Source organism: Bacteroides sp. 1001136B_160425_E2 (genome assembly GCF_015559655.1).
GTDB classification, from domain to species: Bacteria; Bacteroidota; Bacteroidia; order Bacteroidales; family Bacteroidaceae; genus Bacteroides; species Bacteroides luhongzhouii.
Map to the genome: position 1 here is coordinate 245509 of NZ_JADMQH010000008.1, position 25835 is coordinate 271343.

Annotated in this window: 17 protein-coding genes; 11 read left to right on the forward strand and 6 right to left on the reverse strand. The window is 41.9% G+C overall.

The annotated features are described in order from the left end of the window. Positions 1-2 precede the first annotated feature (2 nt). Both hepC and I2I04_RS10350 read right to left on the reverse strand, forming a co-directional pair. On the reverse strand, positions 3-2225 hold the full coding sequence (gene hepC, locus I2I04_RS10345) for a heparin-sulfate lyase HepC (RefSeq protein ID WP_195654967.1): 2223 nt from the start codon (positions 2223-2225) through the stop codon (positions 3-5). 861 nt (positions 2226-3086) lie between these two features. After that, a complete protein-coding gene (locus tag I2I04_RS10350; RefSeq protein ID WP_195471283.1) occupies positions 3087-7148 on the reverse strand; it encodes a two-component regulator propeller domain-containing protein in 4062 nt (1353 codons plus the stop codon). A 518-nt stretch (positions 7149-7666) separates the two neighbouring features. Here I2I04_RS10350 and I2I04_RS10355 point away from each other — a divergent pair. The 6 genes from I2I04_RS10355 to I2I04_RS10380 all read left to right on the forward strand — a co-directional run bounded on the left by I2I04_RS10355 (position 7667) and on the right by I2I04_RS10380 (position 15988). Next, the gene (locus tag I2I04_RS10355) at positions 7667-8935 is read left to right on the forward strand and encodes a DUF3575 domain-containing protein (RefSeq protein WP_195654968.1); all 1269 of its coding nucleotides are present in this window, start codon (positions 7667-7669) and stop codon (positions 8933-8935) included. After that, the gene (locus I2I04_RS10360; RefSeq protein WP_195654969.1) at positions 8896-9960 is read left to right on the forward strand and encodes a DUF5119 domain-containing protein; all 1065 of its coding nucleotides are present in this window, start codon (positions 8896-8898) and stop codon (positions 9958-9960) included. Before I2I04_RS10355 ends, I2I04_RS10360 begins: the two co-directional genes overlap by 40 nt. Before the next feature lie 58 nt (positions 9961-10018). Continuing rightward, entirely contained in the window at positions 10019-11050 is a 1032-nt protein-coding gene (locus I2I04_RS10365) for a fimbrillin family protein (RefSeq protein ID WP_195654970.1), read from the forward strand. Between the two features lie 142 nt (positions 11051-11192). After that, positions 11193-12236, forward strand: a complete 1044-nt coding sequence (locus tag I2I04_RS10370) for a fimbrillin family protein (protein ID WP_195654971.1) — start codon at positions 11193-11195, stop codon at positions 12234-12236. 33 nt (positions 12237-12269) lie between these two features. Next, complete coding sequence (locus I2I04_RS10375; RefSeq protein WP_195654972.1) at positions 12270-13496, forward strand: fimbrillin family protein; 1227 nt, start codon at positions 12270-12272, stop codon at positions 13494-13496. A 26-nt stretch (positions 13497-13522) separates the two neighbouring features. Then, positions 13523-15988 (forward strand): fimbrial protein, encoded by a 2466-nt coding sequence (locus I2I04_RS10380; RefSeq protein WP_195654973.1) that lies wholly within the window; start codon positions 13523-13525, stop codon positions 15986-15988. A gap of 372 nt (positions 15989-16360) precedes the next feature. Here I2I04_RS10380 and I2I04_RS10385 read toward each other — a convergent pair whose 3' ends face one another. Then, positions 16361-17731, reverse strand: a complete 1371-nt coding sequence (locus I2I04_RS10385; protein ID WP_195471301.1) for a TrpB-like pyridoxal phosphate-dependent enzyme — start codon at positions 17729-17731, stop codon at positions 16361-16363. Positions 17732-17863: 132 nt separating this feature from the next. Here I2I04_RS10385 and I2I04_RS10390 point away from each other — a divergent pair, with 132 nt between their 5' ends. From I2I04_RS10390 to I2I04_RS10405, 4 genes are all read left to right on the forward strand, one after another. Beyond that, positions 17864-19693, forward strand: a complete 1830-nt coding sequence (locus I2I04_RS10390) for a TrkH family potassium uptake protein (RefSeq protein WP_143260386.1) — start codon at positions 17864-17866, stop codon at positions 19691-19693. Positions 19694-19697: 4 nt separating this feature from the next. After that, on the forward strand, positions 19698-20384 hold the full coding sequence (locus I2I04_RS10395; protein ID WP_143260387.1) for a potassium channel family protein: 687 nt from the start codon (positions 19698-19700) through the stop codon (positions 20382-20384). A 234-nt stretch (positions 20385-20618) separates the two neighbouring features. After that, positions 20619-21170, forward strand: a complete 552-nt coding sequence (locus tag I2I04_RS10400) for a DUF4738 domain-containing protein (RefSeq protein WP_143260388.1) — start codon at positions 20619-20621, stop codon at positions 21168-21170. A gap of 123 nt (positions 21171-21293) precedes the next feature. Then, complete coding sequence (locus I2I04_RS10405) at positions 21294-22490, forward strand: heparin lyase I family protein (RefSeq protein ID WP_195471305.1); 1197 nt, start codon at positions 21294-21296, stop codon at positions 22488-22490. A 106-nt stretch (positions 22491-22596) separates the two neighbouring features. Here the strand turns inward: I2I04_RS10405 and I2I04_RS10410 are convergent, their stop codons facing one another. From I2I04_RS10410 to I2I04_RS10420, 3 genes are all read right to left on the reverse strand, one after another. Continuing rightward, a complete protein-coding gene (locus I2I04_RS10410; RefSeq protein ID WP_195654974.1) occupies positions 22597-23373 on the reverse strand; it encodes a DUF4373 domain-containing protein in 777 nt (258 codons plus the stop codon). Between the two features lie 22 nt (positions 23374-23395). Continuing rightward, positions 23396-23740, reverse strand: coding sequence for an SH3 beta-barrel fold-containing protein (locus I2I04_RS10415; RefSeq protein WP_195654975.1), 345 nt, complete (start codon positions 23738-23740; stop codon positions 23396-23398). Between the two features lie 224 nt (positions 23741-23964). Then, positions 23965-24366: a DUF4119 family protein gene (locus tag I2I04_RS10420; RefSeq protein ID WP_143260391.1), complete on the reverse strand. Its 402-nt coding sequence runs from the start codon at positions 24364-24366 to the stop codon at positions 23965-23967. 137 nt (positions 24367-24503) lie between these two features. On the opposite strand from I2I04_RS10420, the gene I2I04_RS10425 reads away from it, so the two are divergent. Next, a complete protein-coding gene (locus I2I04_RS10425) occupies positions 24504-25469 on the forward strand; it encodes a tyrosine-type DNA invertase cluster 3b (protein WP_317192947.1) in 966 nt (321 codons plus the stop codon). The last annotated feature ends 366 nt before the right edge of the window (positions 25470-25835 follow it).

A 25835-nucleotide genomic window follows, 5' to 3' on the forward strand; every position in this document is an offset into this window, starting at 1 on the left:
ATTTATTTTGAAGAAAGATCGTATACTGTACCTTTGACTGTTACTTGAATAGATACACCTTCCGAATGGAATGTTCCAGCTGTCCCATCTTCATTGTCAGTGAATTTGGCATCAACTTTCAGCTCTTCCCGTTCCGTTGCGCTCTCAAATGGGCAAAGAATTGTGATATAACGGGTTGCACTGATTTCGATAGGGGTAATTTTAGGCTGACGAAGAGTAATTTGGTAGCCTAGACGTATAGGACCATCTTCTTTATCAGTGTTTGTAGATACTATATTGGTCACATCTGTTGAAGATAATGCTTTAGCTGTCAGATCTTGACTCGTTTCTGTAAATGTGGCAGCGAGAATGTTATTACTATCAAAATTGGTATATGCTTGATAATACTTATTGCTGTTTACAGATGTTTGCAGATTCTTGTCGAATACAGAAGGGGTATCTTTATCACTAAGCAGATGGAAGTTTATATTTGTTTTTGTTCCAAGTGTGGAGGCTCCATAGCCTTCGTCTACAATAACAAAGAACGTTCTATTATTTACAAAGAAGACGGTTCTACGATGGGTTATGTCATCTGATTGTTGGTTTTCCGTAACTAAAACATCTACATTGTTTTTAGTTGTTAACTTAATCATTTTCCCTTCCATTACGCCACCTTGTCCGGTTGGCTTAGCAACTCCAATAGTCTTACTCATAATAGTCATAGTATTATGGTTGACAGTCGAAGCATATTTGCTACGGGCAGCTCCTGTGTTATAGGTGAATACACCTGCGTCCGGGAAGAAATTACGTTCTTTGCGATACAAACCGAAAGTTCCATTATCGGGCTGACAATGCCATTGATTGGTCGGATTGTAGTTGTTCTTTAAAATCATCATGGTTGCATCTTTATCCCAACCGTTACGTAGCATGTAATAGCCAGAAGTGCTGTAAGCCTTAGTTGTATATGAAGGTTTACTTCCGCTTTTTCCTTCTGTAGCTACCCATAATAATCCATTATCGTCAGGATACATAGCCGAATACTCCTTTAGTCTATTCAATAACGTACTTTTAGCATACGAAGCTGAACGGGTATCATTGAAATTGTCTATGGTATAATTAGGGTAAATCATATCCATAACAAATTCTGTCGCTTTCTTTAATTTGCTAATATAACTAGGAGACAATAAATTTGTCTTGTTATTGGCTTGGGCTATAAGGTATATTTCGCGAAAGTCGCTAATGGCAGCAGTGTGATAGCTGAAATCCAACTCATATTCTACCCCGTCATCATTAAATTGTGTATCTAATGATTCGTTTAAGCCCTGTGTTCCTTCTGTAGCCCATGTGGATGCATTCTTAAATTCTGGCATTAATATACCAGCAGTGGCTACGGCTTGATATTGAGAAATCAAGATATTGCCGCTTTGATAATAATTCAATCGAATACACTCTACCTCTTTTTCAAACGCAACCAGGAAAGTTGAAAGCCATTCTGGTGTGAAATTTGTAGAATGAATGAAATAAGGCATGATGTCTACTTGAGAGAGGACTCTTTCTGCTACCTGCAAGCCTTTCCATTGATAGTCTACATCATTTTCTGAACCACCTGCCGGCGGAAATACAGTTCCGGGAGTGTATGGGAATGTTTCTATCCAGCTGCCATACGCTTCAATCCATGATTGAATGTATTTCTCATCTTTACTAATACGGTATGCTTTTGCTTGAGGAAGCATCCATTGATGACGATGAAGCTGGTATCTGAACTCTTGCTCTTTCTTCTGCTTGTCTTCGTTGGCACTCCAATCTATTTTTTTTGCAGATGCATCGTAGAAAGAATAATATGTTTCTAATTTGGTTGCTTCATCTACACTTTCGACGAATCCTTTTACATAGAAACGATGCTCAAGCGCTTGATCGGCAATTCGCTGATCTTTTTCAGAAATAGTGGGGTTAATCAAGTTGACGTTAGGGTTATTTACGTCCACTCTTGTTCTATAATACTCTAGTAATTCGTTAGCTGCATAATAGTATTCTCCGCTTTCATAGAATTTTTTCACTTTCTCTAATCCTGGGTAATCGAGGTTAATGATCTCAAATAACTTTGAGTCGACTACTTCATTCGGTTTATTTTCAGGAAGTATTTCTACTCCTGGACTAACTTCACCAGTTAATAAGTCATCATCATCATCTACGCATCCGGTAAAAGCAACGGTTGCGAACATACAAATAAAGAAGATGTTCTTCATACTTTATTAGGTTTTAATTATTAAAAGTTATATTTTACTGTTTGCAAAAATAGCTTATTAAATTATAGTCTATTGTCTAGCTTGTTCACACTTTGTTCAAAAATGATTTTTTTGATATTAAATTTGTTGAATCATATATTATTTTTGTCTAAAAAGTCTGTTACGTACCTGATATCAGGCTTTTTATATATCATAATGTAATCTAATCCAATTGTATTTGTAGGGTTGGTTTTGTACATTTTTAGGCGTTCTATTGGATGAATTTTAGTCCATAATGATTTTGGGAATCATGCTGGATTGGAGAAATAACAAAGTCCAGGTCTTTCATTTTGTATAATGAATCCGCTAAATGTATATAGAAAGACCATATCTTTTTCCTTAATAATGCGGAAGTATTATGGAACTCTATCAGATCATTTAAGTAACTCATCATATACTTTTGGTTACTTCTTCTAATGTAATTAGTGGAATGCAGTTGAGCAACTAGTGAGTTGCACTTGTACAACTATCAAGAAGGATAAGTGTAACTTATCGGTTGCATAACTGTAATCTATCAATTGAAGATCTTAGTAATAAAACTCTTTAATTGGATTGATAAATAGGGTACTATAAGAATAATGCACTTTTCATTCAGAAAAAGCCAATAACGTTCTATTATTTTTTGTAAACTTATCTGAAATACCGCCTTTGGAGAAAGATAATATGTTGATTATAAGCTCTGCCACATTTTTGTATCTCTCCCTTATAATACTTAAAATAGATACAAAAATGTGGCAAGTTACAAGGACGTTTTCTATGGTGAAATAGTATTCCCAATACATCTTCTCCTAACAGTTATATTGTTTTAATCAGGACTATCAATTATCCCTTTGCCTTCTTAATATACTCCGTAGGCAAACATCCGAAATACTTTTTGAAACTCGTAGCAAAGTAAGACGGCGTATTAAATCCTACCATTGTGCTGACCTCTGCTATTGTATAGCGGCCATCCTTCAGTAATTTTGCCGCTTCATTGAAACGAATCTTGCGTATAAAGTCGATAGTCGATTCACCTGTGATGGCTTTCAATTTGAGATGCAGATTAGAACGGCTCATATTCATTTCTCTGGCGAACTCGTCGGTAGAGAATTCAATATTATCCATATTCTTTTCTACGATGGCAACGGCACGTTTCAATAAAGCTTCATCCATGGCGTTGAACGTAATCTTTTCCGGTTCTACTTCCAGAGATTTGGAATATCGTTCAAGCATACGCCTGCGGGTACGCATCATGTTCTGTATCTTCGTAGTCAGGATAGCCAGCGAGAACGGTTTCGGGATATAATCATCCGCGCCCATTTGCAAGCCTTCCATCTGATCTTTGGTTTCGCTTTTGGCAGACAGGATGATCACAGGAATGTGACAGGTACGGATATTCTGTTTCACATTCTTGCATAGCTTGATTCCATCCATCACAGGCATCATGACATCAGTCACAATAATGTCCACTTCATTCTCTTTCAACTTTTCCAGGGCTTCTTCACCATTTCCGGCTTCCAGTGTATTGAAAAGTTCGGCAAGTCCGCTACTTAAGTAATGGCGGATTTCATTATTATCTTCTACGATAAGAATCGTACCACGTTTCTTGTCACCGGTTTCGATCGTTTCGTTTTCTACCTTTTCCGTATCAATGAAATACATTTCTTTCGAGTTGGTAGAATAAACCTGGTCTTCCTCATTTTTAGCGTCATTAGAAGCTAATTCGGAAGGTTTGTAGATGTTTATATCCTGTGGCAGATAAACAGAGAAAGTACTGCCTTTGCCTTCTTCACTGTCTAACTCAATATGTCCGTGATGCAGTTCCACCAAACGCTGTACCAATGACAGCCCGATGCCGCTTCCTACGTGCTCACTCTCTATCTGATAGAAACGTTCGAATATTTTTCCCTGCTTGTTGATAGGAATGCCAATACCGGTATCACTAACTTGCAGCACCAGCCAGTTGTTTTCCTCTTTCAGCGTAACAGTAATGCTTTGCCCACTTTCTGTATATTTGAAGGCATTTGAAAGCAGGTTGTTAACGATCAGTTCCAGATAATTCGGATCGAAAAGTTCCTCTTTCTCTTCCAGCTCGGAGTGGAGAGTATAAGTAATCTTTTTGTGGCGTGCCAGTTTATCGTAGAACAAGAAATTATCCTGTATCAGTTGGTGCGCATTCTCTTTCTTTACTTTCAGCTCGAAAACCCCCAATTCGGCACGGCGATAATCCATCAATTGGTTGACAAGATGCAATAGACGATTGGCGTTGCGTTGGATATATTCCAGCTGGTTACGGGTCCAGCGATCACTAATCTTATTGATTATTTCTTGTAAAGGAGCTAAGATGAGAGTTAACGGCGTGCGAAGTTCATGCGAAATGTTGATGAAGAAACGCATCTTCATCTGATTGATTTCTTCTTGATGCTCCTTGTCCCTGCGTTCAAGTTCCAGTTCTGCTTCCATACTCTTACGCATCCAGAAGAAACGGAAGACGAAAGTGATAAAGCCAATAAAAGTGGCGAGGAAAATCATGATCGCCCACCAGGTCTTGTACCATATAGGGAGAACTATGATTTCCAACATCGTAGGTACGGTGTTCCATTTCCCGTCGCTATTGGCTGCTTTTACTAAAAAATGATAAGTGCCTTGTGGCAGGTTGGAGTAGGAGACAGTACGTTTGTCTGTCAGATAATACCACTCTTTGTCATATCCTTCCAATTTGTAAGCGAAAGTATTATGTTGTCCGGAAATATAATTGGATACTACAAATTCAATCGTGAAAGCAGTTTGCCATGATTTCAGGGTGATACTTTTTGTCTCATTGATATTCTTAGTCAGGATACCGGTTTCATCATCCGGACGAACTGTCTTGTTAAACAGTTGAAGTTTGGTGATAACTACCGGAGGCGTATAAGGGTTATCCAACAACAATTCCGGGCGGAAAGTAGTGATTCCGTTGATGCCTCCGAAATACATTTGACCGCTTGAAGTACGACAGAACGAAGAAGTATTAAACTGATTACTCTGTAACCCGTCAGATTCCGTAAAATTACGGAACTTCTCTGTCTCCGGATTGAAACAGGAAATGCCACGGTTGGTACTTACCCAAAGACGTCCGAAAGTATCTTCCAGAATACCATATACCACATTGTTGGGTAAACCGCTAGCCGTAGTATATCGTTTGATTTTCTTCTCTTTCTCATTAAAACAGTAGAATCCTTCACGCGTACCTACCCAAATGATACCGTTGGTTGCCTCGTAAATGCAATTGGTAAACGTCTTTGTTACAGATGATTCCGGAAGAATAGGCGCCTTTTCTATCTCGATTCCTTCCTGCTGAAAGACAGATATACCTTCCTCGCCCCCGATCCAAAGCCGTTTATGGGAATCTCTGAACAGGATTGTGATTCGTTGTGAAGTAAATGGAGTACCGTCCTTTTCCTTATCAATGGTGGTAAAACTCCTTTTTTCCGGGTTAAAACTAACCAAAGCACTTAATGTCCCCAATAAGAGATTCCCTCCTTTGTCAGGAAGAATAGCATATACATTCTCATTAACCAACTGGCTGTTCATCTGATTAAAACTTTCCATTTTTCCGCTGTTTCGATGGAGAACAGTCAGTCCGCCGGCATGTGTACCTATATATACAAGTGATTTTTGTTCATCTACATATACGGCTTTGATATTGTTGGAACCAATACCGATTTCCCGTTCGTCTTCCTGTAAGATATAGTGCGTAAACTGTTGTGTCTTTGTATTATATAGATTCAAACCACCATCATTTGTTCCTATCCATAAATTCTTATCCTTATCTTCCGTAATGCAGCTGACTACGTTATCGCTTAAAGAATTCTTATAGGGAATACGCTGGATATTCTTAAATCTGTTGCGGATAGGATGATAATAGTTCAATCCCCCGAAATAGGTCCCAAGCCACATGCCTCCTTGCGAATCCATAAAAATACTGCGAACCGAACGTTGTGACAAACTACCGTTTTCTACCGGACTGCTACTGTAGGAAACGAAAGAATCGCTTCCTTCATGATAAATGTTTAGATCATTGAACGTTCCTATCCATAAGCGATTTTGCGAATCCAGTGCTAGAGAGCGGATATAATTGGAACTGATACTTTTAGGATTGGAAGAAGAATGATGGTAAGCCTTGACCTCTTTCGTTTTTGGATTGAGCAGAAGCAGACCGGCTCCTTCGGTAGCTATCCATATACGGGTAGGAGATTGCTGCAAAATGGCCTGAATTTGTTTCGTTTCCGTTATCGGAGTAATCTTTTCCAGTTTCTTTTGAGGGATGGAATAGCTGTAAAGCCCGTCAGCCGGGGTGCCGATATAGATAATATCACCTTGTCTGTAAAAAGCTGAAGCTATAAGCTTGTGCATAGCGGCACTAAAAGAATCGTCTACAAACTTGGATTCTTTGATATCGAACATAGTCAGTCCTTCTTGTGTGCTTATAAGCAGTTGTTCCGGTGAGATCTCTGCAATACCGTTGATTTGCAGCTTCTTCCCCTTCTTTTCGTAGAAGAAATTTCTGAACTTATCCTTCTCCTCATCATAATATGACAAACCATCCCTCGTACCGATCCAGACACGTCCCTGACTGTCAGTCTTTACAATTCGCGAAATGTCATTAGCGATGCTGTTCGGATCTTCTTCATTATGCTGATAAACTGTAAATGAATACCCGTCATACTTGTTTACTCCATCATAGGTAGCGAACCACATATTACCTCTTTGGTCCTGATCGATAGAGAATACGGTGCTTTGTGACAATCCTTCGTTAATAGAAATATAAGAGAAGTTGATTTGCTCCGGAACTTCAGAAAAAACGCAATTAACCCCTATACATAGAAAGAGTAGACAGATTGTTGTTTTTTTAAGGCTGTTCATTATTAGTTCATAAGATTAATAATGGCATCAAAGATAGTGAAATATTTGATATAATGGATGAAAGGTATGGAAAATTGGAGTGTTTTATAGCTTTTGTATTGCTACTTTTTGTCTTCCAATTTTGATATATTTATATGTTGTTTGAGATTTCCATATTGTGCTTGATGTTTTAAATATTGGAGATTAAATATGTTAAATTTGAGGACTGATAGGAGTGTTTATGATGTCAAAACGGAACTCTCTTTTTGAGTATAATAATAGCTAAAGTGGCGAAAATGCTGATTGGTAGGTATTTATGTGTTAATGATTGGCTTTATTTTAAATTAGGTAAATTTATTAAAAAATATCTGTATTTGTATTGTTGTTTTGTGTATGAAATTTATATTTGCAATAGTATTTGAGAGTGTTCTATGTAATAATGAATTTAAGCGCCTAAAATCATTAGAATTATTGCTTGTTTTCTGCTCTTGAGAAACATCTTTCATGTGTTGATAATGTTTAATTAATATCCAAAACAGATGAAAAAATTGTTTTTGTTAATCTTCATCGCATTTGCATTTATCGGAATAAGTTTGGCACAGGTTACTGTTGATTCTGTCCGTATCTATTATAAACGGGGATATCGGGAGATAGACACACTTTATAAGGATAATCGTGTACAACTGTCTCGTTTCCTGCAAATGGTGCGCAAGGCGCATTCGGAAAATACCATCGAACAGTTGGTTATCAATTCTTATGCTTCCCCTGATGGAATGAATAAGTTTAACGAACGCCTGTCTGCCGCTCGTGCGGAGTGTGTGCGTGCCTATTTGCTCCGTCACACTGAGGTGCCCGAAAGTCTGATAAAGAAGAATGCCGCAGGCATTGCATGGACGCAGTTGCGCACGATGGTGGCAGAATCGGATATGCCTTATTGCGACGAAGTTTTGGACGTTATCGACCGTACGCCCGTGTGGGTGTATGATGCGCAGCACCGCATCATCGACGGACGTAAGAAGCGGCTGATGGACTTGCGTGGCGGCATACCTTATAAATATATGTATGAACACATGTTTCCTGAGTTGCGCAGCAGTATGGTAGTTTCGCTCTACCTGAAGACGCTCGACGGGCAGGAGATAGTAGCCGAAAATGTGGATGTCTCTTCGGTGGAAGAACTGAACGGGACTCTTACCGATTCTGCAACTGTGGTGAAGGAATCCTCTTTCTGCAAGGAGACGGAAGAGGAACAGTCTGTTCCGGTTGCAGCAAGAGGGGAGGAGACGGTGCAACGCCTGGCGTTGAAAACCAACCTGCTCTATGACGCCATTCTGATGCCTTCGCTCGAAGTGGAATACCGTTTCAATGACCGTTGGTCGGTGAACCTGGAAGGCGAGATGGCATGGTGGAAAAACGATGGGAAGCATAAGTACTATCAGTTGGCAACGGTCAGCCCCGAGGTTCGCTATTGGTTCAAGACGCGCAAGCCTTGGCATGGGCATTATGTAGGTGCCTTCGGCGGTTTCAGTTGGTACGACTTGGAGAACGGTCGCAAAGGCTATCAGGGCGAGGCACAGATGGCTGGCGTGAGCTATGGCTATATGTGGCCCATTGCCCGCCGGTTGTCTCTGGAAACGGGTGTTGGCGTGGGCTTCCTGCATACGCGTTATGAAGAATATTTGCCGCAAGACGGTCATTACGTCTATCAGCAGACGAAACAAACGAACTATTTTGGTCCGTTGAAACTGAAATTCGCATTTGTATGGAGATTATGGAACGAAAGCAAACAGAAGAAAGGAGGTGTGCGATGAACACCATCTACCGGATATTGTCAGGCATTGCGCTGCCGTGTTTCGTAGTATTGCTGTTGGGCGGATGCCGCAAGGATTTGTGTGACAATCACTACCGTGCCGCTAAGGTGGATACGGATTGGGAACAAGTATGGGAACGCGATTATGGAAGAGACTGGGAAAATAATTGGTCCGACGGACGGTGGGGATATTCCTACGGTGAATTTATTCCCGGCACTCCGGAAGGTATCAGTGTGCTGATATATGATGATGACAGTGAGAGCACCAAGACCTTCCTTCCGTCTTCGGGAGGTGAAGTGATTCTGAATGCGGAAAACAGTTCACTGTTGTTTTACAACAACGATACGCAATACATCATTTTCGACGATATGGCGAAAGCACCGCTGGCACGCGCCACTACTTCCACTCGTACGCGTGCTTCGCTCGGTGCTTTGCATGCCAACGAACGCACGGTCAATCCGCCCGATGTGCTTTATGTCGCCTTTACTCCCGGTTTGACGGGTATTGACCTTCACGAGAGCTACAGACTCGGCGTGAAGATGCAGCCGTTGGTTTATACTTACTTGGTACGTTTCAAGATAGAGAAGGGGCTAGAGTATGCCTCGTTGGCAAGAGGTGCATTGGCAGGTATGGCAGAAGCGGTGATGTTGCGCGACGGCTCTACACCGGACGAAACAGCCACCTTGCTTTTCGACTGCCGTTTGACCTCTTGGGGAGCGGAAGCACAAGTCCGCTCGTTCGGAGTGGCAGGCTTCCCCGACCGTTATTTTGGTAAGGCTACCGGAAGCAAGGCGAAGGAAGCGCAACGATACACCCTCAACCTCGAACTCCGCTTGCGTAACGGACGCATCAAGACGCTGCTGTTCGATGTCAGCGACCAGATGCTCGACCAGCCCCGTGGTGGCGTGATAGAGGTGGGTAACATCGAAATCGACGAGGATGATGCTTCCGTCGATTCGGGATTCGATGTGAATGTGGACGACTGGGGCGAGTATGAAGATATCGACTTGCCTATCACTCATTAATCTTAAATTGTATGAAAGAATTATAATTCACCATAGTATTCATTTAAAAATTACAGCAATGAAAAAGACTTTATTCATGCTTGCAGCAGCTTCGCTTGCGATGACCGCCTGCACAAACACAGAGGAAGTAGAACAGGGGTTCGCACGGACTTCCAAACAAATCGGTTTTGTGTCTCACGTGAATAAGAACACACGTGCACTGGGTAATGAAAGTTTTAAGCAGTTTAGTGTGTTTGGTTCGTACACAAAAGGAACGAGTACAATACCGGTTCAGATCTTTAATAAAACAATTGTAACCAAAGGAAATGAAGGTTGGAAATATACTGACGAAGCACGTTATTGGATTGATGGTGCAACCTATAAGTTCTATGCATATAGCAAAGAAAATGAAACGACAAATACAACACGTTTTGAAGGTGCTGAATTAACTTTAGATAACTATACCGTTGATGGTACAGAGGCAAATCAAAAAGATCTTGTATTTGCATCGGCTGTAAATATTTCAGGTAAGGAAAGCGGTAATGAAAAGGTACCATTCGATTTTAAGCATATTCTTTCTAAGATAGCTTTTAATTTTACAAGCAATTTTCCCGAAGATTACACCGTAACAGTAGATGATGTTCAGATTAGGAACATGAGAGATAAAGGTACTTTTACTGCTTCTACAGGAATGTGGAGTAATCAAACTCGCTCAAAAGAAGATGATGAAAATCCTGATAATATGCTCACTATTGATGTAGCTACTCCGGCAAATGCTCTTGCAAAAAATGAGAATATTGATACTGAATCTATTTATGTACTTCCTTTCGCTTATCAGTCACCCAATGTTCGTCTTTATTTCCGTTTAACAATAAAAAATAGACTTGGTGAAACAGTATCGCAGAAAGTTAATTTCGGTGCTTTTAAACCTACTTGGGATAAAGGAAAAGCATACAAATATAATGTAACACTTACTGGTGAGGAAGCTGGACTTGAAAAGATAGAATTCACTACTGATGAAAATATGAAGCTTGACGATTGGGAAACTGGTACTGATAATATAGAGTTTAACTTTGGTTCACAAGTAGAAACTCCAACTCCTGAAGCTTAAGTAAAACAGTCACATACATATAATCCTGATGAATTGAGGACTGAATGAACAACCAATAGACTATCCTCGGCTTGCCCAATGGAACTAAACGGGCAAGCCGTAGGATAGTCAAAACCTAACAAAGAAAAAAACAACGATAATCATGAACAATTTTCGTTTTCGCCATACGTTGACGCTCATGCTGGCAGCCGTTTCCTTTTGGGGATGTAGCGACACATTCGTATTCGGTGATGATGCCGAACTGTCACCCATGCATTTCAGCACCGCTTCTCTGACTTCCCGTGCTGTTACCACAAACGAATCTTTTCTACAAGCGGGAAATAAATTTAAGGTCTGGGGCAGCTATGACTCACGCACCAATACCGCCTTCAAGTCTACCAAAGTGTTTGACGGCGTTGATGTTACCCGTACATCGGAAGGTGCTTGGAGTTATGACGAACCTCGCTATTGGCTTCCCGGCTTCCGTTACGATTTCCGTGCCATCCATCCGGTTGCCATTGCGGATAAAGTGACGTACACCATTGGCGAAAGCGGCAACGACACCCCGACGTTCACCATTGACGATTATGATGTGCGTCAAGGTTATGACATCTTGTATGCCGCACCCGCTCCCATTAACGCCGTTAGCGGACCGATGTCTCCCGTTGTTTTAAACTTTAAACATATTCTCTCTCGTGTCGCCTTCGTAGGACGTTCCGACGAACAACATCTCGGTGAAGGACGACGAATCATCATTGATGCAGCCCGATTATACGGCATACGTACTGCCGGAACTTGGAACGGACAAACCTCTGACGATACCTCTCTCGGCTCGTGGACACCTACAGGAGAACTACTTGGCGAGACGTCCACTGTTTATTATGCCGCTTCGGTCGAACTACAGACCGACGGTACCAACCTTTTTACTGATGAGAGCGCACTGTTCTTCCTGCCGCAAAGCCTGAAGAATGCCGTGCTTGCCATCACCTATCATTACAATTACTCTGATACCGACCAACCGTTACAATTCAATGGTTCAGTTCGTCTTTCCGAACTTTCGGAAAAATGGGAATCCGGAAAAAGCTACCGATATCCCTTTACCATAAGTAACCACATCTTCTTTCAGCCCCCTACAGTAGAGGAATGGAAGCAAGCTCCTATCAATAGTCCGGACTTTAATGTCGATATTGACCGGGCAAACCCGTAAAAGTCTGAATATAAATTACAACACTATATAACTATGAATCTGCGTATCTACAAATATCTTGCATACTCCTTGCCGCTCCTTTTCCTGCACGCAGCCTGTTCGTCGGAAGACAATATCGGAGATGGAAGGGACGGATTTGGTAGCAACGACATTGTGTTTGCCGCTCCTGCCATAACGATGGATGTTCCTGCCACACGCGCTACCTTGATGAACTGTATTACTGAGAATACTGTCTTTGGCGTGCTGGGCTACTGTGTGCCTTACCAATTGAATTCGGAAACCAATCGCGACTGGCGCGGAGGAGCTTCCGAGTGGCTGACTAAAAAGAATCTGGTGAGTGCTGATGTGATGTATCGCGAACCTATCTTCTACGATGGTTCCAAATGCGTCTACAGTGCTGATGGAAGCAAATTCAATTCTCCCAAAGAATGGTATACTGCGCAAACCACTGGGGGAGTGGATAATACCGACCAGTTTCTTTACTCTTTTATTGCCTATCATCCCTACAGCCCCGGATTTGCCGTTGTTCCCGGCAATGGTTCTACACGCGGTATCCCTAAGTTGACATATACCATGCCTTATGCGGCCGGAAACGATGTCAATACCGAACTTGACTCTGAACAAGCCAAGGACGTCATGATAGCAGCTATCTTCGACCATGCTGCTACGCAAGGTGCCGTGCAGTTGGAGTTCAAACACTTGCTTACAGGGCTACGCCTGCAAATTAACAACTATAACCAGCCGGTGAACAACGAACCTAACACAAATGCCGTCACCATCCACTCGCTGTCAATAAATGGGCATTTTTATCGCGTAGGTGAGGTAGATTTTGCTCCAGCCGACCCGACTTTGGCTGTGACCGATGAAATGTACTCTGGAACATTTCATTTTATAAAGGAGACTGATACCGCTGATTTTACCGTCGCTCCTAACTCTGCTGCCATTGTGGGAGCCACTCCGGACAATTCGCAAGGTACCACGTTGCTGTTGCTGCCCAAATTGGATGCACAGGCGGGCGGTGCCACATCAGCAGTCCCGTATCTTGGTACTGATAAGAGCATTACTATTACTTATTCTTATTCCGGTCAACCGCAAAAGACAGCTCAAATCAAGAACTTTTCTTTGGGGCGTATACCGGAACAGGGAACGTGCTATACCATTAACCTGAACTTCATCGGCAACCAACTTCTGCTCATGTTCACCGCTGATGACATTGAATATTGGGAGAACGGTTCCGACAACGATATTATCATCAATTAACCGCAATTCAAAAAAACATCACGATTATGAAAGTATCTCCTATATCATTTCTTACTTTGTTGCTCTGTCTGATGGCGGGCATGGCATCGTGTGTGCAGGAAATCGACGATGTCTGTCCAGTATCTCCTGAAGAAGGGGTTACCTTGACGGCAATTTGCAACCGGATGTTGCCACAAACCATGCTGACCCGCGCGGGTGAACTGACTCCGAAAGATGCCGAAGAGAAAAAAATAAATACACTCCATCTTTTTTTCTTTGATACCGATGGCAATTTCCTTCAACCGCACAATAATAATACCACGGGTGCCTACTACCGGATAGAGGTAAAAGAAGGCCAACAAGCTTCACTGACCATTCCGGAAGATGCATTTGTAGACCAGGGGGCGCTGACGAATGTCCAAGTTTACGCGGTGGCGAATATCTATGGAAATAAGTTTCGTACCGAACAGTGGACACCGGAAGGCGATATTGTCTATGGTGACAAGAATGACCCCACTAAGAAAGTAACAATAACGAAACTTAGCAATTTGCAAAATTGGCTTTACCGGCCTGAACCACGCAAAGATATCAGCAAGTTGCCCGAACCGGGGATGCCGATGGTGGGGCATACTACAGGTGTGGACCTGAGCCGGCAGAACCAGACTATTCAAATCAAGATGCAGGCACTCATGGCACGTGTAGACATTATGGTGAAACTGGATGCCAACCAAACGAACCACGACCGTTCGTTGCCTTCTTTGCAGCTGGTGGAATATGGTGTACGTAATATGCCCTATTTCGTTCCTTTCACTCCGCCTGCGGTTGATGAAAGCGGAAAACCGACAGAAGTAACCGAAATCCCCGAAGTCCCGTCGGAAGAGGAGAATCCGTTCATTGCCCGTGAACGTACGGTGAAGTATGAAGGGCGTATCCTGCACGACCAGCAAACGGCAGAAACATTCAGTTACTATACGTACGAGAATGTGCAGATTCCTACTGGTGAACCGGCATATCCTGCGGGAGTCGATCCGGACGATGAGACAGTCACCCAACGTTGGAAGCGTACTATTGCCGACAAGAATGCTTCTGCTGTTGTGCTGAAAGGTACTTACACCACCCACCAAGGACTGACGTATACGGCCGACTTCAATATCTACATGGGTAACAATACTTACAATAACTTTGAGGTGCGCCGTAACCGTTGTTACAAGAACAACATCACCATTTGCGGTCTGGACTATGTGCGCAACAGTGACCCGAATGTCTATACGTTCGACGGACGTGTCAATGTCGTTACGGACAATCCGTTGTACCTCTCCATCGTGAACGAACGTAAACTTGATGCGCATTGGAACATTGTGCCTATGGATCTCTATTTCTTGCGTCGTGAATCGGGAATCACTGACCTTGAATCTTATGTGGATGTCAGCCTTGTCAATCCCAATACAGGAGAAGCGCCCGACTGGATCCGGATGGAGATGGTGGATTCGCTGACAATGCTCAGCGGTAAAAAAGAAGAAGGGTTCATTATAGGTGGAAACTTCGAAGCTGGAACAGGTGCCCGTGAGTATTTTTATACGAATCTTGTGACCGAAACCTTGAAAGATAATACGAAGTATAGAGTTAGCGGACCGGAGCATCGTTCGCGTTCACGTATTTATTTCTATGTGGATGAGAATGCATCAACGCACGACCGCTCGGCTACGGTGTATATTACTTATAATAATAAGGAAGGAGATAAGCGTGAACGTACGCTGGAGTTGGATCAGAGGGGATTGTTGCCTGTAACTGACGGTGCTGGTAATACGAGGTTTTATATTGAGTATTATGAAGAGTATATTGACCATCGTGATCCATTGGATAAGCATGAACAAGACAACACTTTTTACAAAGGTCTTCCGTGGGCACGTGAAGGAGCATGGCTTGCCACTAATGCAGTTATTGGTGAGTCAAATGCTGGTACATTAGTAGGACCGTGGACATGGAATGGAATTTCAGCAGGACCTTGTAATGTGTATTATAATGGATTGGAAATGACGCAATATATCTTCAATCAAAAAGCAAGTGATGTTGCACCAATGACAGAAATGAAGACATATCCGGAAAATATTCCGGCTTCTGCATTTCATTATTGTTATGCTAAAAATAAACTTTCAGCCGATAGAAGATATGAAAGTAAATGGTATTTGCCCGGTATTAGCGAAATAGAAGATGCTATCTCACAGTATTATAGTAGTTTTGAAGAATTTCAAGAGAATTATTATTGGTCTTCTGCTGCTGCCAAAAATCCCAATCGTAATACTTTTTTAGTTGGACGGGAAGTTGAAAGCGTTACTCATGCACGTGCTACGATGTATATTTCTTCCTATCGTAGCTATGCAGAAAGTGGTTCAAAAGGAGATGGAGATAATTATACAGCTGAAAAGCATGGTACACTGAATAGTGGGCGTGCTCCTAAAACTACTATATTCCGCATTCGTGCATGCCGTACCACAGAAGGCGTGCAACAATAATTGAATAGCGGTTTTGTGTTATTGGAACGCATTCAGAATGAACTGGAACAGCTTTTGGAGTGCTTTGTCGATTTAGTACGAATTCGTGAGCACATGAATGAACGGCTAAAACAACGAATCTTAAATGAAGGAATTTATGTTTGACAAAGAATTGGCGCTTGACAGTCTGCTGAATATTGAAGGGCGTTAGAGGTGATTATTGAACGGGCTGCTGTAGCCGCTACTTAATTTATCTACTAAACCGTACGGAAAGAAGGTGTGTCAAAAGACTCTTATAACTTTCATTGTAGGCACGGATTATACGAATTAACACGATTCTATTAAAATAAAAAACGTGAAATCCGTGTAATCCGTGCCTGAATATTTCTTCTATCACTTGGTTAAATCACCAACCTCGTCTAAATTCTTTTGAATATCTTCGTCATTCAATGTATAATTCACCAGATCACCGGCCAAATACTTATCATAAGAAGCCATATCGATCAGACCATGTCCCGAAAGATTGAACAGAATCACTTTCTCTTCTCCTGTCTCCTTACATTTGTTAGCTTCGCGGATAGCCGCTGCAATAGCGTGGCTGGATTCGGGAGCCGGAATAATACCTTCAGACTGCGCAAACAGGCAACCGGCTTCGAAAGATTCCAGTTGCTGTATATCTACCGCTTCCATCAGATTGTCTTTGAGCAACTGTGAAACGATTACACCTGCGCCGTGATAACGAAGTCCACCGGCATGGATATGAGCCGGAGCAAAATTGTGTCCCAAAGTAAACATCGGCAGCAACGGAGTATATCCGGCTTCATCACCGAAGTCATACTGGAACTTACCACGTGTCAGTTTCGGACAAGAAGCTGGTTCGGCAGCAACGAAACGAGTCTTTTTTCCTTCCTGTATCGTGTGGCGCATGAACGGGAATGAGATACCTCCGAAGTTGGAACCACCTCCGAAACAACCGATCACGATATCCGGATATTCGCCAGCCATTTCCATCTGTTTTTCAGCTTCCAGTCCGATAATAGTCTGGTGAAGAGTCACATGGCTAAGTACGGAACCGAGCGTATATTTACAGTTAGGAGTCATTTGTGCCAGTTCGATAGCTTCCGAAATAGCTGTTCCCAATGAACCCTGGTAATTGGGATGTTTAGTCAGAATATCTTTACCGGCACGGGTAGACATGGATGGAGAAGGAGTGACCTGTGCTCCGAAAGTCTGCATAATGCTGCGGCGGTATGGCTTTTGTTCATAACTGATCTTTACCTGATAAACGGCGGCTTCCAGACCGAAAACCTTGGCTGCATAAGAAAGAGCGGCTCCCCATTGTCCGGCACCGGTTTCAGTGGTAATGTTGGTCACTCCTTCTTCTTTGCAATAATAAGCTTGTGCCAATGCAGAGTTCAACTTATGCGAACCGATAGGGCTTACGCTTTCGTTCTTAAAATAGATATGAGCCGGAGTGCCGAGTGCTTTTTCCAAACCATAAGCACGGACCAGCGGAGTGCTGCGGTAGTACTTGTACATTTCACGCACTTCTTCCGGTATTTCGATCCATGCATCCGTCTGATTCAGCTCCTGATGACACAGCTCTTTTGCGAAAATCGGATATAAATCTTCTGCTTTCAGCGGTTGTTTGGTTCCCGGGTGCAACGGAGGCATAGGCTTGTTCACCATATCGGCCTGAATGTTGTACCAGTAATGTGGAATTTCTTCTTCCGGTAGGATATACCGTTTTCTTTTTTCACTCATAATATTGTAGTTTTTTAGTTTTCTGTTGCCAAAAGTAGTCAAATTTTTAATATTCAGAAAATTTTGTCAACAAAGAATCGTGTTTGATTGTTATTTTAATTAAGTTTGCACGACCCCGTTAAAAAAGATGATATGAAGATTTATCATAAGTTTTTATTGTATCAGAATAAACTGCTAAAACCCTATGTACGTATCTTGTTAGGGCTGGTAGAAGCACTCACCTATCTGGCTTCCTTATTATTGATTGTCGGAGTAGTATATGAACATGGCTTTCCCTTATCTATTGATGAAGTGGCGAATTTGCAGACATTGTATAAAACTGTCTGGATCATTTTTCTGATTGATGTAACTTTACATATCTCGCTGGAATACCGGAATACCAAAAAGCAATACCGGCGATTAGCCTGGATATTGAGCGGATTGTTATATCTCACTTTAGTACCCGTCATATTTCATCGTCCGGAAGAAGAAGGGGCCATTCTGCATATTTGGGAATTTCTGGATGGGAAGTTTTATCATCTCTTGTTATTGTTAGTCCTTTCTTTCCTCAATCTGTCCAATGGACTGGTGCGTCTATTGGGACGGCGTACCAATCCGTCTTTGATATTGGCAGTCAGTTTTATGGCTATTATTCTGATTGGAGCAGGTTTGTTGATGCTTCCGCGCTGTACGGTAAATGGCATCACTTGGGTAGACTCTTTGTTTACCGCTACCAGTGCCGTATGCGTTACAGGCTTGGTACCGGTAGATGTGTCCACTACATTCACCACTTCAGGGTTAGTTGTCATTATCCTGTTGATTCAGATTGGTGGATTGGGAGTGATGACATTAACCAGTTTCTTCGCCATGTTCTTTATGGGAAATACCTCCATCTACAATCAGCTCGTTGTGCGTGATATGGTTAGTTCCAATTCGTTAGGCTCTTTGCTGTCTACCTTATTATATATATTAGGTTTCACCTTAGTGATTGAAGGGATCGGCATGCTTTCGATTTGGTTTAGTATTCACGGTACGTTGGGAATGACCCTGGAAGGAGAGTTAGGTTTTGCTGCTTTCCATTCTATTTCAGCTTTTTGTAATGCAGGCTTTTCTACGCTTTCCGGCAATTTAGGAAATCCGATGGTGATGACCAATCACAATTGGCTGTTTATTTCCGTTTCTCTACTGATAATCTTTGGTGGTATCGGTTTTCCCATCCTTGTCAATTTCAAGGATATTGTATTGTATCACTTCCGTCGTTTCTGGAAATTGATCCGTACCCGCAAATTGGAACGGCATAAAATGCAACACCTCTACAACCTGAATACGAAAATCGTGTTAATCATGACCTTTCTGCTTTTATTAATCGGCACATTGGCTATCGCAGCTTTTGAGTGGAATGCTTCCTTTGCCGGTATGCCTGTGGCAGACAAATGGACTCAAGCTTTCTTTAATGCCACTTGTCCGCGAACAGCCGGTTTCAGCAGTGTCGACCTGGCATCATTGAGTGTGCAGACATTATTGGTTTATCTATTTCTGATGTGGGTTGGCGGTGGCTCACAGTCCACGGCAGGTGGTGTGAAAGTGAATGCTTTTGCGGTCGTAGTTCTGAATCTTGTGGCCGTATTGCGTGGCACTGAACGAGTAGAAGTGTTCGGTAGAGAATTGTCTTACGATTCAATCCGGCGTTCCAATGCAACAGTAGTCATGTCATTGGGAGTCTTATTTATTTTTATTTTTACATTGAGCATACTCGAACCGGGTGTTTCCATTATGGCATTGACTTTCGAATGTGTCTCTGCGCTTAGTACCGTGGGATCCAGTCTGAATCTGACCCCTCATTTGTGCGACGCAAGCAAACTATTGGTGTCTTTGTTGATGTTTATTGGCCGTGTGGGGTTAATAACATTGATGTTGGGCATCGTCAAACAGAAAAAGAATACAAAATACCGTTATCCGAGTGATAACATCATAATAAACTAAAGATATGAAGTATATTATTATTGGTTTAGGAAATTACGGCCATGTGTTGGCGGAAGAATTGTCCGCCTTGGGACACGAGATTATAGGTGCGGATATTAGCGAAAGTCGTGTAGACTCTATCAAAGATAAGGTTGCTACTGCTTTTGTCATTGATGCCACTGACGAACAGTCATTATCAGTATTGCCATTGAATAATGTGGATATAGTCATTGTAGCGATTGGAGAGAATTTTGGTGCGTCGATACGTGTCGTTGCTCTGTTGAAGCAGAAAAAGGTTCCCCGTATCTTTGCCCGTGCTATTGATGCCGTACATAAAGCGGTGCTTGAAGCTTTTGATCTGGAACGAATTCTGACTCCGGAAGAAGATGCTGCCCGTAGCTTGGTACAACTGCTTGACTTCGGTACTAACATGGAAGGATTCCGCATCGATCAGGATTATTATGTTGTGAAGTTCACGGTTCCGAAGAAATTTGTAGGATATTTTGTGAATGAGTTAAACTTGGATGAAGAGTTTCATTTAAAAATGATAGGATTGAAACGGGCGAATAAGATCACTAACTGTCTGGGTATTTCTCTGACCGAGCTTCATGTGAAGAATGAATTACCGGGAAATGAGAAAGTGGAAGAAGGAGACGAATTGGTTTGCTACGGTAGATACCGCGATTTTCAAACTTTTTGGAAAGCTATTTAGCTGGAGTAGTTATAATATAAGTGTGAAAATAGATTCTTATTAAGTACAAGTGAGCAACTTTTGTAGCTAGTCATATATAGCAACCTACGGCCCATATACATTGCAGCTTAAATCCGTATTTGCTCTAAAAGTATTCCTTCTTTCCTTCAAATGTAGGAAAAATGTCGGTTACACTTGTAAATATCCCGCTCTTTTTGTTCCTTTGCCATCCATTTATAAACAGAAAACTTACGTATGAGAAAACTAATTTATTTGCTTTTGTTGCCGTTGGCGGTGGCTGTGACTGCATGTGGCGGTAAAAAAGGATCTTCAGATAATCAGTCGATGCTGACAAGAATAGACAGTATAGATGCTCACGGATTGCAACGTATGCAGACGTCTAAGAGCGAAACTAACTTTAAGTTCAAAGGAAAAGATTATCATTCCCTCGTTTCACGTACTCCGGACGAAAGTCTGCCTCATGTGACAAACGAGATGGGAGATACTTACGTCGACAATAAAATAGTGCTGCACCTGACACGCGGTAATGAAACGATATTGAACAAGACATTTACCAAAAATGATTTTTCATCCGTAGTCGATGCAAAATTTCTCTCGAAATCTATATTGGAAGGAATTGTATACGACAAGACCACTCCGCAGGGCATTGTGTATGCCGCAAGTGTTTGTTATCCGCAGACAGATTTGTATATGCCGCTTTCTATAACGATCACTGCCGATGGAAAAATGAGTATACAGAAAGTAGATATGCTTGAAGAAGATTTGAACGATGAAGCACCCAATTAAGCTTTTAGGCGGGTGTTGACAGCAAAATTACACAAATGTGAAAACATTTGAGACAAACGAAAGGCAGCCGATGAGGTTGTCTTTCGTATTTTTGCACCGTCAACAAACTTAATACCGAATAGAATGAAGAAAAGCATTTTTATTATTTGCGTGCTGGCATCAGGATGCATGGCGATGGCTGAACAAGTCGAGAAAACCGGTCCGGCTATAGAAACACAGACTTTGGTGCCACTGACTGAGCGTGTAAATGTACAGGCAGATTCGGCATGTGTCAATCAGATTATAGATGGTTGCTGGGTAGCAGTCGGAGCTAAAAAAAAGCATGCCATTCAACGTGATTTCAACCTTATGTTCAACGGAAAGCCTTCTTATCGTTTTGAACTGAAAGAAGATGATAACACATTATCCGGATATGCAGCGGGGGAAACAAAAGGGCGTGCGGAATTTTCTTATTGTTATGCAACTTCCGATGATTTCAAAGGCAAACCAGCCGATACATATAAGAAAGCACAAATAATGAAAACTGTATATCATCATGGAAAAGGTATTTGTCCGCAAGGTGCTTCCCGCGATTATGAGTTTTCGGTATATATCCCTTCTACATTAGGCAGTGATGTCTCCACCATTTTTGCTCAATGGCATGGAATGCCGGATCGTACTTTGGTACAGACTCCACAGGGTGAAGTGAAGAAACTGACAGCTGATGAGTTCATGGAGCTGGACAAGACTACTATTTTTAAGAAAAACATGGGATACGAAAAGAAACCCAAGCTGGACAAGCAAGGTAATCCGGTGAAAGACAAACAAGGCAATCCTGTTTATCAGGCCGGAAAGGCCAACGGATGGCTGGTGGAACAAGGTGGCTATCCTCCATTGGCATTCGGATTTTCCGGTGGATGGTTCTATATCAAAGCAAACTCCGACCGTAAATGGCTGACAGATAAAGACGACCGTTGCAACGCAAATCCGGAAAAGACACCGGTTATGAAACCTGTGACATCTACATATAAAGCATCGACCATTGCTTACAAAATGCCTTTCGCCGATTTTCCGAAAGATTGTTGGATTACATTCCGTATTCATATCGATTGGACAGTTTATGGCAAAGAGGCGGAAACAATTGTGAAGCCGGGTATGCTCGATGTACAGATGGACTATCAGGAAAAAGGGAAAAAGGTTAATAAACACATTGTAGACAATGAGAAAATCATGATTGGACGTAACGACGATGATGGTTATTACTTTAAGTTCGGTATCTATCGCGTAGGTAATAGCACGAAGCCGGTATGTTACAATCTGGCAAACTATTCAGAGAGGTAATTAGTCAGAAGGTAGAAAGAGAGTGATATCCGGATGTCCGTTTAGTGAGCATCCGGATATTTTTTTATTCTGTCCGTTGCGGGCATATTCTAACCGGCCTGTCTCTTCATCGCCTGTTTGTCAGCGCGGCAATGATATACTTCCCCGGTGCGCCGATCTTGCTCCAGCTGGTACTGGAAAACAGCCTCCATACCTGCGTGCCTTTTCTTCCATAATCCGAGAGCCGTAGAATCGTCTGCTTCTCCTCCGGACTAGTCACTTTGTAGCGGTCCAGACTTTCAATCAGCCCGTTGATATTATGAGTAGCCTGATTGTATGCATACCCCGGAATTTCAAACGAAGCATCGCGTTTATCTTCTTCTTCAGAATATAGTTTAGTTTGGTTTAGTTTAGTTTGTCGAAAAATGTCATCATTTTCCGAACTCACCTTCACTTGAGTCGGCAAAATGTCTACATTTTCTTTGTTCAACTCGCCTTTTTGTCTACCATTTTTTTCTTTGGGCGCTAATAAATAGGGTAATTGGGAGTAATCAATTTTTCTCCGTACCGTAGCTTCCATCCAAACTTTCTGAATCTGTTCCGAAGTCAATACTCCGTATTGGTCGTACGTCTCTTTATGGAAAAATCTCTTTTCCAGCAGTAGTTCCACAATCTTTTCCACCATCTCCTCTTTAATGCCTTCTCCTATTTTGCGTGCAAAAATCAGATTTTGTTCTTTTCCCCAAGAGATATAGTATCCTTCTTTGTAGATTTTACAAAGCAATCTCAAAACGATATAAGAAGCTAACACTCCAAATTTGGCTTCTAACAATTCCATGACTTCTTCTTCGAAAAAGTTTGCAGATGTAGGGAAATAGGGTATCCCTTTATTAATCATACTCATCGTTCAAATTCTTTTATTAACGTTACACAATCGCTTTCCATTCGAGCAGGTTCCCGATCATAAATCTTCTCCATGCATGCTGTTCCGTACTCCAGTAGACAATCGATTCTTGCCTTGCCGTGTTTTTATACTCCCGATGAAAGAATTTTTCGTATCCTACCAATGTGCCTTTTTCCATGCAGAAGGTACCATCCTGTTTATAAAAAGCGATCATGGCATTTCCATATTGCATGCGCTCTATCAGCTCTATACACCTTTGCGCAATTCTTTCCGCACATTTTTCCGAAAATCCTTTTTCAGATACGATACGTCTTTTCCATACTAACTTGCAAGAAACAATCTTGCTTCTGTTGATTTTTCTTTTCATTGAAAAAATAATTAAAATTAAAAATACATGTTTAGTGAAGTGAGAATACTCCCTTAAAGATAGTGACGCTATGTTGTCAGTATAGTGACGCTATCCTCCTCTTATAGTGACGCCATCCCGACAGGATAGCGTCACCATTTTTCCTGGATATGATTCTCTGTTTCTAGCCGGTTAAAAACGGCGTCAAAAGTATAGCTTGCATTTCATCCGCACAATTATTTTTGTCAATACTTGTTTCTGGCCTTTTCTTTGGCCTGTCTTTCTTCCTCTTCCAGCTGCTCTCTTCTGGCTCTTCTAATGACGCATAATTCAGTCTCTATGCTGCTGACTTCCATAAGTTTATACCCACCATGTTTGTGTATGTATAAAATTTCTTTCTCATGGATATGCTCCGCCAGATCCTTGAGCTTTTTGGAGTAGTGGATATGAGCTTCCCCTTCTTCAAACTTCTGCAGATAGACCGTGAGTAAAGCGGTTGCATCTCCGGTGAGCCCGCCTCTTTCTTCCAGTTCATCTTTGCTAATGATTTCCACTCTCTGATGTCCTCTTCCATTCTTTTTCGGGTTTTGAACATTGTTCTTTACTTGTGTTTTAGATTCTCCGTGATTTGTCTTTTTGTTAGCCATGATTTGCTAATTTTTTAAGAGGTTAATAAAACTAAAAAATAATATCGCATTTGTCAAGTGTGCTCCAGGTCTGCCAAAAGATTTGTTCTTTTGTCGCTTGCCAAATGGTATAATATATAAAATAACTAGTGATGCAAATGATGAACAGAAATGGATTTAGCCGGTGTGCGGAATTCTACATCGGTCGTTTGCGGAAGGAGGGGAGACATTCTACTGCGCATGTCTACAAGAACGCGCTCTTCTCTTTCAGCAAATATTGCGGCACGTCTAACGTGTCGTTCAGACAGGTCACCCGTGAGCGTTTACGGCGTTATGGTCAGTATCTTTATGAGTGTGGCTTGAAGCCCAATACGATTTCTACGTATATGCGTATGCTTCGTAGTATCTATAACCGTGGAGTGGAAGCGGGCAGTGCGCCTTATGTTCCGCGACTGTTTCATGATGTCTATACAGGTGTGGATGTCCGCCAGAAAAAGGCTCTGCCTGCTACGGAATTGCATAAGCTTCTGTATGAGGATCCTAAATCGGAACGTTTACGCCGTACGCAGGCTATTGCCGCCCTGATGTTCCAATTTTGTGGAATGTCGTTTGCGGATTTAGCCCACCTGGAGAAATCGGCACTCGATCAGAACGTGTTGCGATACAACCGTATCAAGACCAAAACCCCGATGAGCGTGGAAGTGTTGAATACTGCAAAGGAAATGATTAACCAGCTCCGTAGCAAGGAAGATTCTCATCCTGACTGTCCGGATTATCTGTTTGATATTCTTCGTGGGGATAAAAAACGGACGGATGAAGGAGGTTATCGGGAATATCAGTCCGCTCTCCGTCGATTTAATAATTCTCTGAAGGACTTGGCAAGAGCTTTGCATTTGCAATCTCCCGTCACTTCCTATACGCTTCGTCATTCTTGGGCAACGACTGCGAAGTATCGGGGAGTCTCCATTGAAATGATTAGTGAATCATTGGGGCACAAATCTATAAAAACGACACAAATCTACTTGAAAGGCTTTGGACTAAAAGAACGTACGGAGGTAAATAAAGGGAATTTATCTTACGTTAGAAACTGCTGTGTAGGTAGTGTGGAAACAGTAAAATGTTAATAATCAGAATTAAACTATGTGTGTTACTTCTTAGGTAACGGAATTAAATTTGACGCAAAGATAGACAAAAACACGAATAGAAAGCAAATATTCCTCCACTTTTTTTCGTTTTATCTGAAACATAGAGCAAAAAACTATCCGAACATGAAATAACCTTGTTTCCATGCTCTATACTTTTTATTGCCTAATCTCTAGATTTTTCCCGTTGAGTATTAGGCCTTTCCACATTCTACGCCTTTGTCATGTGCGTGATTTCTATTTTCATCATAATGTACGTTTCGTGTATGTGTTATCCGTTACCTAAGAAGTAACGGAATCACATGGGGTAAAAAAATATGATTTTAACGAAACCAAAATCAGTAAATG

Bases quoted from the DNA above. Each gene is read 5' to 3' on its own strand.
- hepC (WP_195654967.1), bottom strand. From the start codon at position 2,225: ATGAAGAACATCTTCTTTATTTGTATGTTCGCAACCGTTGCTTTTACC.
- I2I04_RS10350 (WP_195471283.1), bottom strand. From the start codon at position 7,148: ATGAACAGCCTTAAAAAAACAACAATCTGTCTACTCTTTCTATGTATA.
- I2I04_RS10355 (WP_195654968.1), top strand. From the start codon at position 7,667: ATGAAAAAATTGTTTTTGTTAATCTTCATCGCATTTGCATTTATCGGA.
- I2I04_RS10360 (WP_195654969.1), top strand. From the start codon at position 8,896: ATGGAACGAAAGCAAACAGAAGAAAGGAGGTGTGCGATGAACACCATC.
- I2I04_RS10365 (WP_195654970.1), top strand. From the start codon at position 10,019: ATGAAAAAGACTTTATTCATGCTTGCAGCAGCTTCGCTTGCGATGACC.
- I2I04_RS10370 (WP_195654971.1), top strand. From the start codon at position 11,193: ATGAACAATTTTCGTTTTCGCCATACGTTGACGCTCATGCTGGCAGCC.
- I2I04_RS10375 (WP_195654972.1), top strand. From the start codon at position 12,270: ATGAATCTGCGTATCTACAAATATCTTGCATACTCCTTGCCGCTCCTT.
- I2I04_RS10380 (WP_195654973.1), top strand. From the start codon at position 13,523: ATGAAAGTATCTCCTATATCATTTCTTACTTTGTTGCTCTGTCTGATG.
- I2I04_RS10385 (WP_195471301.1), bottom strand. From the start codon at position 17,731: ATGAGTGAAAAAAGAAAACGGTATATCCTACCGGAAGAAGAAATTCCA.
- I2I04_RS10390 (WP_143260386.1), top strand. From the start codon at position 17,864: ATGAAGATTTATCATAAGTTTTTATTGTATCAGAATAAACTGCTAAAA.
- I2I04_RS10395 (WP_143260387.1), top strand. From the start codon at position 19,698: ATGAAGTATATTATTATTGGTTTAGGAAATTACGGCCATGTGTTGGCG.
- I2I04_RS10400 (WP_143260388.1), top strand. From the start codon at position 20,619: ATGAGAAAACTAATTTATTTGCTTTTGTTGCCGTTGGCGGTGGCTGTG.
- I2I04_RS10405 (WP_195471305.1), top strand. From the start codon at position 21,294: ATGAAGAAAAGCATTTTTATTATTTGCGTGCTGGCATCAGGATGCATG.
- I2I04_RS10410 (WP_195654974.1), bottom strand. From the start codon at position 23,373: ATGAGTATGATTAATAAAGGGATACCCTATTTCCCTACATCTGCAAAC.
- I2I04_RS10415 (WP_195654975.1), bottom strand. From the start codon at position 23,740: ATGAAAAGAAAAATCAACAGAAGCAAGATTGTTTCTTGCAAGTTAGTA.
- I2I04_RS10420 (WP_143260391.1), bottom strand. From the start codon at position 24,366: ATGGCTAACAAAAAGACAAATCACGGAGAATCTAAAACACAAGTAAAG.
- I2I04_RS10425 (WP_317192947.1), top strand. From the start codon at position 24,504: ATGATGAACAGAAATGGATTTAGCCGGTGTGCGGAATTCTACATCGGT.